Origin of the sequence: [Ruminococcus] torques ATCC 27756 (genome assembly GCF_000153925.1) — a bacterium.
GTDB lineage: Bacteria > Bacillota > Clostridia > Lachnospirales > Lachnospiraceae > Mediterraneibacter > Mediterraneibacter torques.
Map to the genome: position 1 here is coordinate 232,791 of NZ_DS264356.1, position 18,236 is coordinate 251,026.

Sequence of the window (18,236 nt, forward strand, 5' to 3'; positions counted from 1 at the left end):
TGATGCTGTCATTCTATCGCAAAACAGTTCAGAAAACGGTTAAGAAAATAGTTCAGAAACAGTGGAGATTTATTCTTCTTTCATTTTAAAGCCGATTCCCCAAACTGCTTCAATGTACTCTTTTCCATTTACAGCACGAAGTTTTTTGCGAAGGTTGCTTATATGTGTCTTTAGTGAACTTTCCGTACAATCCGGTGTATCTTCACTGATATGATCAAGCAGATGCGATTTGGAAACAACTTGTGTCTGATTCTGCATTAAAAGTTTCAAAATCGCATACTCTGTTCTCGTCAATTTAATTTCTACATCCTTTATTTGTGCTATGTGCGTATCAATATTGAGTTTTATTTCTTCAAAAGTCAAAATTTCCGACTTAGCAAAGCTATCAAAAGTACGAAGATGTACCGCTATCCGAGCTAATAATTCCCTTGTATAAAAAGGTTTTGTCATATAATCAACCGCTCCGCCGAGCAAAAGAGCAACTTTGTTGTCTACATCAACTTTTGCACTCATAATAATAACAGGAATCCCTTTAATATGCGGCAAAACTTCTTCTCCGCTCAACCCCGGCAGCATTAAATCAAGAAGTACAAGATCGGGCTTTACCTGAGAAAGCAAAAGTACAGCTTCCGTTCCCGAGTATGCACGAATAACACCATAACCTTCGTTAGTAAGAGTTTCTTCCAATACATTTCCTATATGTAAATCATCATCAATAACCAATATATTTTTCAAAATTCACGCTCCCATCATAGCTCGATCAATAATTTATGAAAACTTAAAATTATTGCCAGATCTTATCTCCGTTATAGTGTTTCTTATGGACTTACAATCGATGTTCGATCACTTAGTTGATATCACTGAACCGATCTGCCAACATATTGATTCTAACCTTGCTTCCATGAGTATCTTTGATACTTCTGGAATTGAGGCATGGGTAACAGAAAATAATCCGAAATACGCGAACCGTATCATAAAACAGTTAAAGGCCTTTGCAAAGGCTCACAACTTTGATAAAAACTTTGATCCTTAAATAATTGACATCTTCACCTAATCTTGCATACAGACCTTTTGACAGCTTACTGTCTGTATTGCCTTTCTTTTACTTGTTTTTTATTACCTGCTGATATAGCCCCAACGATTGCCCCGGCTGAAGCGAACAATAAACCACATATTAAACTCACACAGCGTTACCCCATCCCCACTTCCACGGTAACTTATCCATTTTATTTTTCGTAAAAACACAACTACATTTCCATCAAATAATCCCGCAACCCCGCATAGAATCAGGGTTTCCGCGTGAGAAGCACGGCGGTTTCAACATGCACAGTCTCACAAAATTGATCCACTGCCGTCATTTTTTCAACCGTATACCCTCTCTGCTGTATCAACTCTAAATCCCGCGCCAAGCTTGTCATTTTACATGAAATATATACGATACGATCCACTCCATAATCCAAGATCTTCGGTAATGCCTTCGGATGGATTCCATCTCTTGGCGGATCTAATATGATCACATCCGGTTTCTCCTTTATATCATCAAGCACTTCAAACACATCCCCGGCAATAAACTCACAATTAGAAAGTCCGTTCCTTTCTGCATTCTCTTTTGCCGCTTCCACTGCTTCTTCTACAATTTCTACGCCAATCACTTTTTTTGCCACAGGAGCAAGCGCCTGACTGATCGTGCCTGTTCCGCTGAACAGATCAAACACCGTCAGATCATGGATATCGCCTATGTATTCGCGCACTGTTTCATAAAGCACTTCCGCCCCCTTTGTATTTGGCTGAAAAAAGGAGAACGGTGTAATCTTAAATTGTAATCCGAGCAGTTTTTCATAAAAGAAATCCTGACCATATAAAACCCTCGTCTCATCGCTTTTTACAACGTCTGACAAAGAATCATTCAAAATATGAAGAATGCCTACGATTTTCCCTTCAAGCGGAAGCTGTAAAAGCTGTTCTGTCAGTTCTGATAAGTCGTATTCTTCCTGCGTTGTTGTGACAAGATTGACAAGGATCTCTCCTGTCGTATCTCCCCGTCTTAAAAGTAAATGTCTTAAATATCCGACATGCTGCATCTTTTTATAATAACTGACTTTCCGCTCTTTAAAATACTCTAATACGCACACGAGAATTTTATTCATATCTTCATGCACGAGTTTACAGTCGGATGCGGTCAGCACATCATAAGTACTTCCTTTTTTATGAAGTCCGAGCGACAAAGGACCATCTTTATATTCATCTCCGAATGAGAATTCCATCTTATTTCTATATGCAAATTCTTTCGGACTTGCCTTCACACCTTCAAACAAATACTCGCCGTCCACAGCTTCATCCATAATTCTTCGGATCTGTCCTTCTTTCATTTTCATCTGTTCTTCATACGGCATTGTCTGATACATGCATCCACCGCATGCCGGAAAAATACTGCATACAGGTTTCCTCGTTTCAAGAGAGGAATTTTCCAGAACTTCTAACAGCCTGCCTTCTGCATTCCCTTTTTTAAATTTATTTATAATGAATCGCACTTTTTGCCCCGGTACTGCATTTTTTACAGTCACATATCTGGCATCTTTACCTTCTTCTTCAACTTTCACAAGTCCTTTATTCGGAAAATCTACTCTTTCAATTATTCCTTCAAAAATCTGCCCTTTCTTCATAAGCTTTTCCTTTCATAATAATTTTTCTTTTTAACACAGCAGAAAATTACCGCATTAACTCTTACTCTTTTATCAATTTTTCTGTTAACTTTTATGTCAATCCTTCATCCATATATCATTGCAAAGCAGACACCTTTTCAACTGCAAAACAGGCAGGGTGCAGTTTCATCCACACTCTGCCTGTATATTCTGTTTTACTTTTGCAAACAGTTTCTTACACCTGATCGTCTTCGCTGAAATAATCATCGAAGTCATCGTCAAAATCATCTTCAAACTCTTCCAAATAATCCGGTGTAAAGAAACGATACACTGCGTAAGCGATTCCTGCAACTGCTGCCACTGCTCCAATAATTGCCAATACCCAGATCACTTTATTTTTCTGACTTTCCGCCTCTTTTTTGTGCAGCAGATCATTCAGTTTTGTCTCGGCGATAAATTCTTCTACTTTGCTCATAATCTACGTCCTTTCTCTGTTCTGAAAAACAGTCTTTACTTTCTCAATATTATAACACTAACCGCTTTATATTACTACTGATTTTGAGCAAATTCTAAACAGTAATTTTAAGCCCAGTAATTTTGAGCAAGCTCTAAATACTAATTTTAATAATTCTAATAAGCAATCTTTAAATAAATTTCTAAAGCAATTTCTCAAATAGAACAATTCAGCTGCTGCATCCTTGATCGGTCGTTTTTAATGTCTTCGTTTTTTTCGTTTCCAAGTAGCATATAAAATACAGACAGACGCCGACATAATCAAAATCGTTTGCTTCATATATACCTTATTATCTCCGGTTTTTACCGTAACTTCTTCTTTTTTCAAAATAGATACTGTCTGTTCCTGATTTCTCAGATCTCGATGTGCATCAATCAAACAATCACCGAGATACAATACTTCAAAAACTACAATTCTTTTCCCCGGAAATTTTCTTGAATCAACATCAAATTCCATTGTAATCCCGTCTTTTGCGTCTTTCCCCTTAAATGTTTTTTCTGATGTTACCGGTTTCCCGTCCTGAAGCAGTTCTTTTCCTGTATCTGCATCCATCAATATGCCTTTCATCGTATAAGATGCATTTGCTTCCATATATTTAAAATTGACTGTATCGCAGATAATATGTTCCTCTCCTGCAATAATTTCTTTTGCCTTGCTTTCTTTCCAAACGGCGTGTGTATCCGTGATCCGTGTATGATGATTTTCAATCTCCAGAATTTTTTCCTGTTCTCCTTCTACTGTTCCGTCTTCCCTGATCTGAAACTCCCACACTTCTTCATTTTTTATATATCCTGTCAAAGGTTCAGACTCATAAAGACAGTAGACTCCCGGACGCAGATAAGAAAGATGTATTTCTCCATTTTCATCTGTAATATATGTTGTTTTCTCTTCGCTGAGATCTTCCTCTTCTGCATCGGATTCTTCGTTTATTTCCGATATTTTTTCCCGCAGTTCAAATTTCACGCCAGAAAGTGCTTTCTTTGTTTCCCCATCTGATTTTCGGATAACTACAGACGTAGGCTTATTTAATATTTCCGTCTCTTTTGTCACAACCGGTACGTCCTGACCTTCGTACTCTAATTCGATCTCAACGCTCTTTTCCGGCAAAATATAACCTTCTGCCTGCTTTGTCTCTATGATCTCATACGTTCCAAGATACAATTCTTCCGACCATGCTTTCCCGCTTTGGTCTGTCACTAATGATCCGACTACTGTTCCTTTTTCCACACGAACAGTTCCGTCAGGAGTACAAATATCTTCTGCTGCCTTTATCTCAAATTTTACTCCTGAGATTCCTTTTTCTGTTACAGAATCATTTTTTTGAATATAAATGCGCCCTTTCGCCGGTCTGTCTTTCGACTCAACAATAAAAGGTTTCTCCCAGTCATGATTTTCTATAATTGTAAATGGAATTAATCCATCTTCTATAAGATAACCTTGCGGCGCTTCCACCTCCTGAAAATAATAATTTCCGGCAGGAAGTTTCTCAGGCAAAACAAAACTTCCGTTTTCGTCTGTTTTAAACAGATCGTAAACTGATTCATTCGGGTAATGTGTCGTCATCGTAATCGGTTTTTTATCTTTGTCCAAAAGCCGAAACACCGCTCCTGCAACAGGAATTATTTTTTCTGTCTCGCTATCTTTTTTCACGAGCTTTACCGGAGAAAATATTTTCTTATTTTCTAATATGTAATATAGCGTTTTCGCATCTTCTTCTATTGTAATCTCAAAATCTCCTACCGGAGTCAACCCTTCCGGCGCCTTTTTTTCGCTCACAATATATGTATCATATACAAGACCTCCTTTCTGCTGTTCTTCTCCTTGTCGGAATGTTGACGCATATCCGTTTTCATCTGTTACAATTTCACACTGCCAGCCTGTTGTTTTTGATGTGATTGTAAAAACAATTCCCTCCAAAGGTACTTTTTGTTCGCCCTGCTCTGATTCTTCCTCTTTATCTTCACGAAATTTTACAATCTGCAGATTACCTCTGATGATCTGATCAGGTATTGTAGGACATTGAAAAATTGTATCTGTCTGTCCTGTGCCTTCTTCCCTAACCGTTTCTATAAAAATTTCATTGTTGAGCAAATATCCTTCAGGAGCTTTTATTTCCTGAAATGTAACAGTTCCAAGCGGAAGAACAACTTCTCCTTCCGTGTTTTTATAAAACGGATCTCCACTGACTTTTTGTTCTTCTTTCATTCTTATTCTTCCTTCTGAATCCGTTTTCATAATCCATTCTCTGACCGGTGTTACTCCTGAATCTGCCGGATTTTTTTCATAATATCCGGAATAATACTTAATAGAAAATTGAGCGTCTTCCAATGTTGCCGCTCCTTCAGCTTCTGATTGATCTGTTTCTTTATCTTTTTTCTGTAAAATCAGATCTATCGGATAATACTGCGCCTGATCTGTGCACTTATATGTACATACTTTGTTTTCATCTATTCGGATAGATTGCGGCTTAAATTGTATAACATGTCCGGCCGGAGCTTTTAATTCCCTGATATCATAATTTCCGATCGGAATATTTTCTTTTTTTGCATAACCTGATTCGTCTGTAGTCAATTCCCATAATAGTTTGTCTTTTCCGCTTTCATAGATACCAAACACCGCTCCTGCAAGAGAATAGCATCTGTTTCCTTCTATCCATTCCGGATGATCGGAATATTTATAAATCTCAATAGATCCGACTCTGTCTTTTCCACTTCCTCCCATTGTCTGTCCGGCTGAATTTAAGTTAAACAAAAACGCGTAAAATGATTCCGGCGGATCCGGCATACTTTCTATATTTTTTGCCTTCTGTTTTAAATTTTCAATTACCTGCTGATCTAATCCTAGAAACGCTTCCTCCGTTCCCATATAAAGATACGACAAAATGCAATGACTCATACAGTATTCGTCATTTACAGAATAATTTTCTCCAATGCCGATCGCACCATATTTTGCCCTATACAATTCATATCCTGGACCGCCATATGCATAATACAATCCTTTTCTTACAGCTCCGCCGGTTAATGCCTGCGTTTCATACGAACCTGAATTTGGAGTATCTTTCAGCGGTTCAAGACAGTATGCAGGTTTTCCGTTTACATCAAAATAATTAGTGCTGTAATTGCCATAATAAATCTCTTCTCCTACTGTCAGTTCTACTTTTGATCTTTCTGAAATTGCCGCCGCTTTTTTGAACATCTCATCCGATTTTGTCAAAACTGCCGGATATGTATCCGATGTGATTCCCGCAGTTGTCAGTATCATACCTTTCGATATCGTATCTCCGTCTTCATCTGCCTCTGATTCCAACGAAAATGTCATTGTTTCCATATCTAACACTGCTTGTTTTTTCTGCGTCAATACGGATGATTCTGCTGAGATTTCTCTTTTTCCAAAGCTTTCATCTGCGACTGCCTGATCCATAGTGAACATGTTCGTAAAAATGATTCCAAAAAGAAAACAAAATACAACTTTCATCCATCGTCTCATGCCATCATCCTCCCTGTCTGTACAGATGATCCGACACGAAGCTTACCGGAAACTCTGTCATACAAATACACATGATTACTTAATACATCTTCCTCTTCAACCTGTGTACTGTTGATTTCTCTTACCATCTCATCCAACTTACTGCATACATAGATTTCTGAATATGGCACAATGATCACTTCATGAACACTGCTTGGCAAAATATAATAATCTTTCTTTAAAATCTGACCGATCATTTCGAGCACGTTAGGATAAGCAATACATGCCGCTCCATAATTTCTGAATTTATTTGATAAAACATACATCTGATCATAGTCTTTTTTCTTTTCTAAAAGAAGATCTCCCTCTTCATATTCCACATCCCCTAAAAGAGATTTTAATGCATGGTTCATCGTAACAAATTCTGCCGGAAGCAGATTTTTTACATTTTTCACCGCGTCTTCCCACAATGTTTCTGCCTGCACCTTCCAAGTGTCTGCATGGCTTCTGTTAACAACCATTGCCGCTGTTCCTTCTTCAGACACATCAACAAGAACATAAAAAACAATAGACAGATCAAGAAACGCTAAATGGGGAACGGTTCTTAAAAATTTTCGATTTTTTGCCGTGTTGATCACTTTAAATACAATCCGGTTTCTGACCCCTTCATAATCCCGAAAAGATTCACAATCCCACGGTTTTTCCTGTTTTATTTCTTCATAAAGCTGCTTGATGTCATCTACAATCTGTTCTATCTTTCTACCCGCCACATAGCTTTCGTAATACTCTTCTAGATAGATTGTCGGAGAAATATTGATCCCGGGCATTTCAATCAAAATACCCGTTCTCTCTTTCCCATTATTTTTCATTGCCGTATATAAGCTTGCACGAACGCCCCCTTTCATCTTTTTGTTCATCATCTTTTCTACCGCATCTGCAAATTCAATATAAGTCATATAACTCCTTCCTTTTTATGCGGTTCAATTTGAATTAAATGAGAAATCCGGTACGAACTGTACCTTGAAATACATTGATAATTTGAAAAATATTATGTGCTCTTGATTATAGAGAATCAAAAAAGAAAATGCAACATGTAATATTGCACAAAAAAGATTCCGCCCTCAGACGGAATCTTTTTATATAATTTCAAAACACTATATAGACACAAAATCTAAAATATCGCTTTGATTAAACTCTTGACAAATACTCTCCTGTACGAGTATCAATCTTCAGAACATCTCCCTGCTCAACAAAAAGCGGAACCATAACCGTAGCGCCTGTTTCTACAACAGCCGGTTTCGTTGCTCCCTGTGCAGTATCGCCCTTAAATCCCGGCTCTGTTTCTGTAATCTCCAGCTCGACAAAAAGCGGCGGTTCAACAGAAAATACATTTCCGTTATGTGAGCAGATCTTAACTGTCTCATTCTCTTTCACAAATTTCAAAGCATCTCCTACGACATCCGCATTCAAAGCGATCTGATCATATGTCTCAACATCCATAAAGTTGTACAAATCACCGTCCTGATACAGATACTGCATGTCCTTTCTGTCAATATGAGCTTTCGGGAATTTCTCTGTCGGACGGAATGTTCTCTCTACCGCACCGCCACTGATAATATTTTTTAATTTTGTTCTTACGAAAGCTGCACCTTTTCCCGGTTTTACATGCTGGAACTCCAAAATCTGGTAAATATTTCCATCAATTTCCACAGTAATTCCGTTCTTAAAATCTCCTGCTGAAATCATTTATCTTCCTCCTTCAAAATCGTTCACTATTTTAGCACTCCATTTAATAATTCTATACTAATTTCTTTCATTTTTCAATCTTTTTTTATAGAAATGAAGAACGATCTTCTCAAGATACCTCTTAAGAACAATCTGAATCTCTTCTTTTGGATTGATCGGCCTCACAAGAATATTATGTATTCCTGTTCTTTTCGCTCCCCAGACATCTGTAAACAGTTGATCTCCGACAAAAAATGTATTTGTTTTATCAGTTCCCATAATCTTCATCGCTTTCTCATAATTTTTCGTTGAAGGTTTATGCGCATTATAAATATAATTTGTCCGAATCTCCTGATTGAACATTTTTACTCGTTCTTCTTGATTATTAGAAATGAGACAGGAGGAAAATCCAATCTCTTTCAATCTCCGAAACAGTTTTTTTGCTCTGTCATCTGCCGGTGCACCGTGAGGCACAAGAGTATTATCTATATCAAAAATTACTCCTCGATATCCCTCTTCATACAATCTTTCAAATGGGATTACATATGTAGATACCACATATTCATCCGGGAAAAATCTTTCAAACATTATTTCTCTTCCAACTCCATCAGTCTTGTAATCAGTTCTTCGCAGATCTGCAATATCGTTTTTCCATCCGTGCGAATCACAACATCTGCCGCATCTTCATACTTCTCTTTTCTTTTTTCCATCAACTGTGCAATAAACTCCACACTTTTATTTTCTTTTAAAAGCGGGCGGTCATTACTGTCTTTTACGCGTTCATAAATTGTTTCCGGGCTGGCAGTCAATAAAACGACCTTTCCGTTTTTCTTCATTTCAACGACATTTTCACTGCGAAGCGCTACTCCGCCCCCACAAGAAATAATACAATTTCTGCCTGTCTGAAGTTCCTTTAATAATTCCGTCTCAAGATTGCGGAAATATTCTTCCCCATATGTTGCGAAAATATCCGGAATGCTCATTTCCTCCCTCTCGGCAATTTCCTGATCCATCTCCACAAGTTTCATATCAAACATCGTGCTGAGATAATCTGAAATCGTAGACTTTCCCGCTCCCATAAACCCGATTAATACAATATTATATGGAAACAGCTTTCTTGCCTGAATTCTTTTGCTGTTCCGCAAAATCCTCTGGAATACATCATGGATTTCTTCCTGATATTTATTTCCCTGTAACTTTTCTTCCAACCTTTTTTCCTGCTTTTCCTCTTGCGCAGGCTGCAAAATCGGCATCCCGTATGTTTCTTTATATGACATTATCTTTTCGATGATTCCATTTCGCTCTACAAGCGCATCTATAAGCTTATCATCACACATCGCAAGCTGTTCACGATACATTTCCAGATCGTTCATCTTTACCCTCCACATTTCACTCAAACTAACAAATCTAACACATTATATCAATTCCATAGAAACATGACAAGGGATTTTACAAATACAGTCTGCGCAAATTTTCCGAAAATCAAAGAAACTGTCCTCAATATAATTTTCCAAACAAGCGGATCATCTATTTCTTTTGAACCGCGTCCCACACATTATCTTTAAACATTTCCCATGCATCTTCGTTTTCTACAAAATATTTCGGACAATTTTTTCCTGTAACATCGTAATGGCGAATAATCTGATCTTCTTTCAAATCAAATTTGACACAAAGCCATGCTGTAAGCTGTACAAGAGAACGGTATGTCGCATCAGTAAACTTTCCTGTTTCATCAGGGTGACAGACTTCAATCGATACTGTATCTGCATTTCGCTCATTCGATGCATAAGCGATCTCCCATGTCGGTACACATTGTATGATCTCTCCATCCAATCCTACAATAAAATTACTGCTTGCTTCCGTCTGCCCGGAATATTGAAGGCCATTAAAATAATCTCTGTTATCCTGAGCCGTACTTCCCGGATTTGCAGTATAATGAATAACAACGCCTTTTACTCCTTCGCTCTCGATTCCGGGCCTTGAATAGGGATTTACATCCAAAAGCTGTACATCAATATCCGGCTGTGAAGCATCTGTTTCTACAAACTGATTTCTCTCTCCGATACAGGAGCGCACAACTAAAATAATCGTCAGAATAAGAAGCACTGCGAGTCCTGCAACTGCCGTTATTCTGATTCTTTTCTTTTTCATCTTCTGCTTTAACGAATTCGATTTTACAGAACGGCTTTTCTTTGTACTTGATCTTCCAGTATTATGTCCCGATGCATTTTTTCTGTTTTTCGATACTTTTCTTCTGTTTTTTTTATAAAGACTCATTTCTTTGCCTCTGTTCTATGTATCTTTCGCATTTTGGTCTGCTGATATGATGAATCCCCGAAAGTGACAAAAAGCACATTCCGGGATTATAAGCGGTGACAAAGTCTTGGACAAGCCCGGACTTTGGCTCGTCGCCGTTATAAAAACAAATGCCTGTCAGAAATTCAACAGGCATTTATTTGATCACGTTTTCTATTTACTTTGATTCCCATCGTCACACAAACCGTTTTTCTGTTATGTAATGATGCTGATTTTCTTTATTCGTCTACGCTATAGTTTGGCGCTTCTTTTGTGATATGAATATCATGCGGATGACTTTCTTTAAGAGATGCTGCTGAAATCTTAATAAATCTTCCGTTTGATTTAAGTTCTTCGATCGTATGTGTTCCGCAATATCCCATACCCGAACGAAGTCCTCCCATAAGCTGGAATACAGTATCCTCAACCGTTCCCTTATAAGCTACACGGCCTTCTACACCTTCCGGAACGAGCTTCTTTGCATTTTCCTGGAAATAACGGTCTTTGCTTCCGTTTTCCATAGCAGCGATTGAACCCATTCCACGGTATACTTTATATTTTCTTCCCTGATAAAGTTCAAATGTTCCCGGACTTTCATCACATCCCGCAAAAATACTTCCCATCATACATACGTTTGCTCCTGCGGCGATTGCTTTCGTCATGTCTCCTGAATATTTGATGCCTCCGTCTGCAATAATCGGCACACCGTATTCTTTTGCAACATTATAGCAGTCCATTACCGCAGTAATCTGCGGCACACCGATTCCGGCAACAACACGAGTCGTACAGATAGATCCCGGTCCGATACCGACTTTCACCGCATCAACTCCGGCTTCAATTAATGCTTTCGCAGCTTCTCCTGTCGCCACATTACCGGCAATTACCTGAAGATCCGGATATTTTTCCTTCACCATACGAACAGTACGAAGAACATTTGCAGAATGACCATGCGCAGAATCCATAACGATAACATCTACTTTTGCCTTTACCAGAGCATCTACTCGCTCAAGACAATTTGCTGTAATTCCGATTGCCGCTCCACAGAGAAGGCGTCCCTGCGAATCTTTTGCAGACAACGGATACTTGATCTGTTTCTCAATATCTTTGATTGTGATCAATCCTGTCAGATTTCCCTCATCATCCACAATCGGAAGTTTTTCTTTTCTTGCCTTTGCAAGAACTCTCTTTGCTTCTTCAAGAGTAATTCCTTCTTTTGCTGTAATCAATCCTTCAGAAGTCATAGATTCTTTAATTTTTTTAGAAAAATCCTCTTCAAATTTTAAATCACGATTCGTAATAATACCGACAAGTTTACGCCCTTCTGTTATCGGAACTCCTGAAATACGGAATTTTGCCATTAAATTATTAGCGTCTTCCAAAGTATTCTCCGGTGACAGATAAAACGGATCTGTAATAACCCCGTTTTCAGATCTTTTTACCTTGTCCACCTCTTCCGCCTGAGCTTCAATCGACATATTTTTATGAATAATACCGATGCCGCCCTGACGAGCCATTGCAATCGCCATACGGTGTTCTGTAACCGTATCCATTCCGGCGCTCATCATCGGAATATTAAGTCTTATCTTTTTAGTCAAATATGTTGACAGATCTACTTCATTCGGAATTACCTCTGAATATGCGGGAACTAACAGCACATCATCAAACGTAATACCTTCTCCTATAATCTTTCCCATGTCCTTTGACCTCTCTTTCTACCAATCCATACTAGTAAATGTTATTTGATATACTACAAAAATTCAGAACTGATGTCAACCCTTTCAGAGAATGCTCACGATTTTCAGCATTGATTTATTTTAACCTTTATTTATAAGTTATACTTATATAGTGAATTTCACCATGATTTTTCATAATATATAGAATATATATCACTTTAATATTATACACATTGGAAGTTTTTCTTTCTAAATCAATATTCCTGACAAGCCCGACTTTAGCTTGTCTCTGCCGCAAAAAAAGGCAACGCCTTTTCAGACGCTGCCTTCTCTCATTCCGTTTGGAAAATATTCTCTTCTTATTTATATCTCGTTTACATATACCTTCAAAACTACATACAAAGAATCTTTTTCATCCTACCCTTACGGGTACCGTCTTTGATAAGCATCTAAAACACAGATGCTAACCAACGACATGTGCCTATCTCCGCTTTGGTTATGCCCTCGACCTATTAGTAACAGTCAGCTCCATGTGTTGCCACACTTCCACCTCTGCCCTATCTACCTCGTCGTCTTCAAGGGGTCTTACTAACTTGACGTTATGGGATATCTCATCTTGAGGGGGGCTTCACGCTTAGATGCCTTCAGCGTTTATCCCTTCCCGGCTTGGCTACTCTGCTATGCACTTGGTAATACAACAGATACACCAGCGGCCAGTCCACCCCGGTCCTCTCGTACTAAGGGCAGCTCCTCTCAAATATCCTACGCCCACGCCGGATAGGGACCGAACTGTCTCACGACGTTCTGAACCCAGCTCGCGTACCGCTTTAATGGGCGAACAGCCCAACCCTTGGGACCGACTACAGCCCCAGGATGCGATGAGCCGACATCGAGGTGCCAAACCACTCCGTCGATGTGAACTCTTGGGAGTGATAAGCCTGTTATCCCCAGGGTAGCTTTTATCCGTTGAGCGATGGCAATCCCACTTTATACCACCGGATCACTAAGTCCTACTTTCGTACCTGCTCCACCCGTCGGTGTCGCAGTCAAGCTCCCTTCTGCCTTTGCACTCTTCGAATGGTTTCCAACCATTCTGAGGGAACCTTTGAGCGCCTCCGATACCCTTTCGGAGGCGACCGCCCCAGTCAAACTCCCCACCTGACATTGTCCCCCAGCCGGATCACGGCTGCTGGTTAGAAACCCAATACTGCAAGGGTGGTATCCCAACATTGACTCCATGGCAACTGGCGTCACCACTTCCTAGTCTCCCACCTATCCTGTACATGCAATATCGAATCCCAGTATCAAGCTAGAGTAAAGCTCCATGGGGTCTTTCCGTCCTGGCGCAGGTAACCAGCATCTTCACTGGTATTTCAATTTCACCGGGTGCATTGTTGAGACAGTGCCCAAATCATTACGCCTTTCGTGCGGGTCGGAACTTACCCGACAAGGAATTTCGCTACCTTAGGACCGTTATAGTTACGGCCGCCGTTTACTGGGGCTTAAGTTCAAAGCTTCGCTTGCGCTAACCTCTCCCCTTAACCTTCCAGCACCGGGCAGGCGTCAGCCCATATACCTCACCTTTCGGTTTCGCATAGACCTGTGTTTTTGCTAAACAGTTGCTTGGGCCAATTCTCTGCGGCCATTCGCATGGCACTCCTTCTCCCGAAGTTACGGAGTCATTTTGCCGAGTTCCTTAACAATGCTTCTCCCGTCGACCTTAGGATTCTCTCCTCATCCACCTGTGTCGGTTTACGGTACGGGTATCCTGTAAACAATAGCGGCTTTTCTTGGCAGCCAGCTCACACACTTCTCTACTTCTTTTCGATCCGCATCACGTCTTCGGATTGCACACCGGATTTGCCTGATGTACTCCTACCTCGCTTGCACCGGTCTTTCCATTCCCGGCTTGTGCTCTCTGTCTGCGTCCCCACAGTTCTGTTACAGGATAGTACAGGAATTTCAACCTGTTATCCATCGACTACGTCTTTCGACCTCGCCTTAGGCCCCGACTTACCCAGGGCAGATCAGCTTTACCCTGGAAACCTTAGATATTCGGCCAAGAGGATTCTCACCTCTTTCTCGCTACTCATTCCGGCATTCTCTCTTCTTAAAAATCCACTGCTCCTTTCGGTACAGCTTCGTCTCTTTAAGAATGCTCCTCTACCGATGAACAGTGATCAACGCAGACCAACAGCAGTCTGTTTCATCTGTTTTGGAATCTTCTTGATTTCATCAAGAAGCTTTCCTCTTGCATTGATCTGTATTGATCACTGTTCATCCCTGAGCTTCGGCAGTGTGTTTCAGCCCCGGACATTTTCGGCGCAGGACCTCTCGACTAGTGAGCTATTACGCACTCTTTTAATGGATGGCTGCTTCTAAGCCAACATCCTAGTTGTCTTCGAAATCCCACATCCTTTTCCACTTAACACACATTTTGGGGCCTTAGCTGCAGGTCTGGGCTCTTTCCCTTTCGACTACCCAACTTATCTCGGATAGTCTGACTCCCATACATCATCTACACGGCATTCGGAGTTTGATATCCCTTGGTAAGCTTTGACGCCCCCGTAGGAATTCAGTGCTCTACCTCCGCAAGACTTGTATGAGGCTAGCCCTAAAGCTATTTCGAGGAGAACCAGCTATCTCCGGGTTCGATTGGAATTTCTCCCCTATCCACACCTCATCCCCACCCTTTTCAACGGATGTGGGTTCGGTCCTCCATTGCCTTTTACGGCAACTTCAACCTGGACATGGATAGATCACCCGGTTTCGGGTCTACTCCGACTGACTTTCGCCCTGTTCAGACTTGGTTTCCCTTCGGCTCCGCACCTTCAGTGCTTAACCTCGCCAGCCAGCGTAACTCGCCGGACCGTTCTACAAAAGTACGCGGGTTCATCATATAAAGATGTTCCACAGCTTGAAAACATATGGTTTCAGGTTCTTTTTCAATCCCCTCCCGGGGGCCTTTTCCCCTTTCCTTCACAGTACTATGCGCTATCGGGCACTAAGGAGTATTTAGCCTTACGGGGGGGGTCCCCCCATATCAGTCAAGGTTCCACGTGTCTCGACCTACTCTGGATACCGCCATGTCAACTCGCCTTTCGCTTACGGGACTTTCACCCTCTTTGGTCAGCTTTCCCAAAACTGTTTGCTAAACTTGTTGAATCAATTCCGCGGTCCGAACCCCGGGATGCACGCATCCCGGTTTGGGTTCTTCCGTTTTCGCTCGCCGCTACTCACAGAATCACATGTTGTTTTCTCTTCCTCCGGCTACTTAGATGTTTCAGTTCACCGGGTTCCCTTCCTGACGTTATGGATTGGCGTCAGGATAACTGAGGTTTGCTCAGTTAGGTTTCCCCATTCAGAAATCTCCGGATCGATGGGTATTTGCCCCTCCCCGAAGCTTTTCGCAGCTTATCACGTCTTTCATCGGCTCTTAGTGCCAAGGCATCCACCATACGCTCTTATCAGCATAACCAAACGATAGTTGTTCACGGGAATGAACTTCTATCCACACATGTATAGCGTTACATGTGTTGGTTCTAGGCCAATTTATTTTTAGTTTGTTTTCTTCAAACTTTATAGTAATTGTTAAATAACATTACCTCGGATGTCTTGATTAGATATTTTATCTTATCATTGATTTTCTCTGTATGCAGTTTTCAAGGTACATAAAGATGCGAGCGTAACAAAAATCGGTATCGCGTGGAAAATTCATTTTCCTAAGCGATCTTGATTTTTGATGCATTGGCATGTAATGCCATGAGCGATAAAACCAAAGGTTTTTGAGCTTCGCATCCTGACTGACTGTTCATCAGTCATTAGAACTTAAAATCTCTTTTAAACTCTAATCACTGGTGAACCCAGTTATTCCAACAGCACTGCCCTGCTGATTGGGTTGGCTTTGATAAGTTGTTGCTCATCCCTGCCTGTATTTATTCTAAACTTCGACAGCGTTTCTGTCTTCGTTTTTTCTTTTTTTGATTTGGCGGCCACCTACTCTCCCACACCGTCTCCAGTGCAGTACCATCGGCCGTTCAGGTCTTAACCATCGTGTTCGGGATGGGAACGGGTGTTACCCCTGAACGCATCGCCACCAAAAAGTTTTGTCATCCTTGATGACTAAACAATAGACAACGACTCACTCTACTTCTTCTTCCGTTTTAGTTGGATTGTTCCAGACGAAAGAAGTTATTTCTTCCGTTTTAGTTGGATTGTTCCAGACGAAAGAAGTTATTTCTTCCGTTTTAGTTGGATTGTTCCAGACGAAAGAAGTTATTTCTTCCGTTTTAGTTGGATTGTTCCAGACGAAAGAAGTTATTTCTTCCTTAGAAAGGAGGTGATCCAGCCGCACCTTCCGATACGGCTACCTTGTTACGACTTCACCCCAGTTATCGGTCCCGCCTTCGGCAGCTCCCTCCTTACGGTTGGGTCACTGACTTCGGGCGTTACTGACTCCCATGGTGTGACGGGCGGTGTGTACAAGACCCGGGAACGTATTCACCGCGACATTCTGATTCGCGATTACTAGCGATTCCAGCTTCATGTAGTCGAGTTGCAGACTACAATCCGAACTGAGACGTTATTTTTGGGATTTGCTCCACCTCGCGGTCTCGCTTCCCTTTGTTTACGCCATTGTAGCACGTGTGTAGCCCTGCTCATAAGGGGCATGATGATTTGACGTCATCCCCACCTTCCTCCGGGTTATCCCCGGCAGTCTCTCTAGAGTGCCCGGCCTGGCCGCTGGCTACTAAAGATAGGGGTTGCGCTCGTTGCGGGGACTTAACCCAACATCTCACGACACGAGCTGACGACAACCATGCACCACCTGTCTCCGCTGCCCCGAAGGGAAGGACGCATTACCGTCCGGTCAGCGGGATGTCAAGAGCAGGTAAGGTTCTTCGCGTTGCTTCGAATTAAACCACATGCTCCACCGCTTGTGCGGGTCCCCGTCAATTCCTTTGAGTTTCATTCTTGCGAACGTACTCCCCAGGTGGACTACTTATTGCGTTTGCTGCGGCACCGAATGGCTTTGCCACCCGACACCTAGTAGTCATCGTTTACGGCGTGGACTACCAGGGTATCTAATCCTGTTTGCTCCCCACGCTTTCGAGCCTCAACGTCAGTTACTGTCCAGTAAGCCGCCTTCGCCACTGGTGTTCCTCCTAATATCTACGCATTTCACCGCTACACTAGGAATTCCACTTACCTCTCCAGCACTCTAGATGAACAGTTTCCAATGCAGTCCCGGGGTTGAGCCCCGGGTTTTCACATCAGACTTGCCCATCCGTCTACGCTCCCTTTACACCCAGTAAATCCGGATAACGCTTGCACCATACGTATTACCGCGGCTGCTGGCACGTATTTAGCCGGTGCTTCTTAGTCAGGTACCGTCATTTTCTTCCCTGCTGATAGAGCTTTACATACCGAAATACTTCTTCGCTCACGCGGCGTCGCTGCATCAGGGTTTCCCCCATTGTGCAATATTCCCCACTGCTGCCTCCCGTAGGAGTTTGGGCCGTGTCTCAGTCCCAATGTGGCCGGTCACCCTCTCAGGTCGGCTACTGATCGTCGCCTTGGTAAGCCGTTACCTTACCAACTAGCTAATCAGACGCGGGTCCATCTCATACCACCGGAGTTTTTACCCCCGCACCATGCGGTGCTGTGGTCTTATGCGGTATTAGCAGTCATTTCTAACTGTTATCCCCCTGTATGAGGCAGGTTACCCACGCGTTACTCACCCGTCCGCCGCTCAGTCACAATCCTCTTCATCCGAAGAATCTAAGCAAAGTGCTTCGCTCGACTTGCATGTGTTAGGCACGCCGCCAGCGTTCATCCTGAGCCAGGATCAAACTCTCGTTAAAAGTGTTTGTCTTGGTCAAGAATCACTACTAGCAATTCTTTCCCTCTTTACTGTTTTGG

11 protein-coding genes, 3 rRNA genes and 1 pseudogene are annotated in these 18,236 nt (G+C 41.6%); 2 read left to right on the forward strand and 13 right to left on the reverse strand.

Annotation, left to right across the window (positions count from 1 at the left end; all coding sequences use genetic code 11):
- Positions 1–69 precede the first annotated feature (69 nt).
- Positions 70–735, reverse strand: coding sequence for a response regulator transcription factor (locus RUMTOR_RS07395; protein ID WP_009242834.1), 666 nt, complete (start codon positions 733–735; stop codon positions 70–72).
- A 79-nt stretch (positions 736–814) separates the two neighbouring features.
- Between RUMTOR_RS07395 and RUMTOR_RS07400 the strand changes: the two are divergent.
- Positions 815–1,030, forward strand: a pseudogene (locus RUMTOR_RS07400) (ISNCY family transposase); the annotation flags it as partial.
- A 256-nt stretch (positions 1,031–1,286) separates the two neighbouring features.
- Here the strand turns inward: RUMTOR_RS07400 and rlmD are convergent.
- The 11 genes from rlmD to rrf all read right to left on the reverse strand — a co-directional run bounded on the left by rlmD (position 1,287) and on the right by rrf (position 16,415).
- Positions 1,287–2,663 carry a 23S rRNA (uracil(1939)-C(5))-methyltransferase RlmD gene (gene rlmD / locus RUMTOR_RS07405; protein ID WP_004846627.1) on the reverse strand — a complete coding sequence of 459 codons (1,377 nt, stop codon included), beginning with the start codon at positions 2,661–2,663 and terminating at the stop codon, positions 1,287–1,289.
- A gap of 214 nt (positions 2,664–2,877) precedes the next feature.
- Positions 2,878–3,117, reverse strand: coding sequence for a hypothetical protein (locus tag RUMTOR_RS07410; protein WP_004846628.1), 240 nt, complete (start codon positions 3,115–3,117; stop codon positions 2,878–2,880).
- A gap of 237 nt (positions 3,118–3,354) precedes the next feature.
- A complete protein-coding gene (locus tag RUMTOR_RS07415) occupies positions 3,355–6,642 on the reverse strand; it encodes a SpaA isopeptide-forming pilin-related protein (RefSeq protein ID WP_004846629.1) in 3,288 nt (1,095 codons plus the stop codon).
- A complete protein-coding gene (locus RUMTOR_RS07420; protein ID WP_004846630.1) occupies positions 6,639–7,577 on the reverse strand; it encodes a DUF5688 family protein in 939 nt (312 codons plus the stop codon). The genes RUMTOR_RS07415 and RUMTOR_RS07420 overlap by 4 nt, the downstream gene beginning before the upstream one ends.
- Before the next feature lie 232 nt (positions 7,578–7,809).
- On the reverse strand, positions 7,810–8,367 hold the full coding sequence (efp, locus tag RUMTOR_RS07425) for an elongation factor P (RefSeq protein ID WP_004846631.1): 558 nt from the start codon (positions 8,365–8,367) through the stop codon (positions 7,810–7,812).
- Positions 8,368–8,424: 57 nt separating this feature from the next.
- Entirely contained in the window at positions 8,425–8,934 is a 510-nt protein-coding gene (locus tag RUMTOR_RS07430; RefSeq protein ID WP_004846632.1) for a YqeG family HAD IIIA-type phosphatase, read from the reverse strand.
- Positions 8,934–9,719: a shikimate kinase gene (locus RUMTOR_RS07435; protein ID WP_009242897.1), complete on the reverse strand. Its 786-nt coding sequence runs from the start codon at positions 9,717–9,719 to the stop codon at positions 8,934–8,936. Before RUMTOR_RS07435 ends, RUMTOR_RS07430 begins: the two co-directional genes overlap by 1 nt.
- Before the next feature lie 154 nt (positions 9,720–9,873).
- Positions 9,874–10,623, reverse strand: coding sequence for a peptidoglycan recognition protein family protein (locus RUMTOR_RS07440; protein WP_004846636.1), 750 nt, complete (start codon positions 10,621–10,623; stop codon positions 9,874–9,876).
- 257 nt (positions 10,624–10,880) lie between these two features.
- On the reverse strand, positions 10,881–12,335 hold the full coding sequence (guaB, locus tag RUMTOR_RS07445; protein WP_004846637.1) for an IMP dehydrogenase: 1,455 nt from the start codon (positions 12,333–12,335) through the stop codon (positions 10,881–10,883).
- 471 nt (positions 12,336–12,806) lie between these two features.
- Positions 12,807–15,792 (reverse strand): 23S ribosomal RNA (locus tag RUMTOR_RS07450).
- A gap of 505 nt (positions 15,793–16,297) precedes the next feature.
- A 5S ribosomal RNA gene (rrf, locus tag RUMTOR_RS07455) occupies positions 16,298–16,415 on the reverse strand.
- A gap of 71 nt (positions 16,416–16,486) precedes the next feature.
- Here rrf and RUMTOR_RS13290 point away from each other — a divergent pair.
- A complete protein-coding gene (locus RUMTOR_RS13290; RefSeq protein ID WP_207634932.1) occupies positions 16,487–16,657 on the forward strand; it encodes a hypothetical protein in 171 nt (56 codons plus the stop codon).
- Here the strand turns inward: RUMTOR_RS13290 and RUMTOR_RS07460 are convergent.
- Positions 16,647–18,178 (reverse strand): 16S ribosomal RNA (locus tag RUMTOR_RS07460). The genes RUMTOR_RS13290 and RUMTOR_RS07460 overlap by 11 nt on opposite strands.
- Together the 16S, 23S and 5S rRNA genes form the textbook arrangement of a ribosomal RNA operon.
- Positions 18,179–18,236: the final 58 nt, after the last annotated feature.

What these genes read in the sequence shown, in the direction of transcription:
- rlmD (WP_004846627.1), bottom strand. Translation starts at nt 2,663, where the DNA reads ATGAAGAAAGGGCAGATTTTTGAAGGAATAATTGAAAGAGTAGATTTT.
- RUMTOR_RS07410 (WP_004846628.1), bottom strand. Translation starts at nt 3,117, where the DNA reads ATGAGCAAAGTAGAAGAATTTATCGCCGAGACAAAACTGAATGATCTG.
- RUMTOR_RS07415 (WP_004846629.1), bottom strand. Translation starts at nt 6,642, where the DNA reads ATGAGACGATGGATGAAAGTTGTATTTTGTTTTCTTTTTGGAATCATT.
- RUMTOR_RS07420 (WP_004846630.1), bottom strand. Translation starts at nt 7,577, where the DNA reads ATGACTTATATTGAATTTGCAGATGCGGTAGAAAAGATGATGAACAAA.
- efp (WP_004846631.1), bottom strand. Translation starts at nt 8,367, where the DNA reads ATGATTTCAGCAGGAGATTTTAAGAACGGAATTACTGTGGAAATTGAT.
- RUMTOR_RS07430 (WP_004846632.1), bottom strand. Translation starts at nt 8,934, where the DNA reads ATGTTTGAAAGATTTTTCCCGGATGAATATGTGGTATCTACATATGTA.
- RUMTOR_RS07435 (WP_009242897.1), bottom strand. Translation starts at nt 9,719, where the DNA reads ATGAACGATCTGGAAATGTATCGTGAACAGCTTGCGATGTGTGATGAT.
- RUMTOR_RS07440 (WP_004846636.1), bottom strand. Translation starts at nt 10,623, where the DNA reads ATGAGTCTTTATAAAAAAAACAGAAGAAAAGTATCGAAAAACAGAAAA.
- guaB (WP_004846637.1), bottom strand. Translation starts at nt 12,335, where the DNA reads ATGGGAAAGATTATAGGAGAAGGTATTACGTTTGATGATGTGCTGTTA.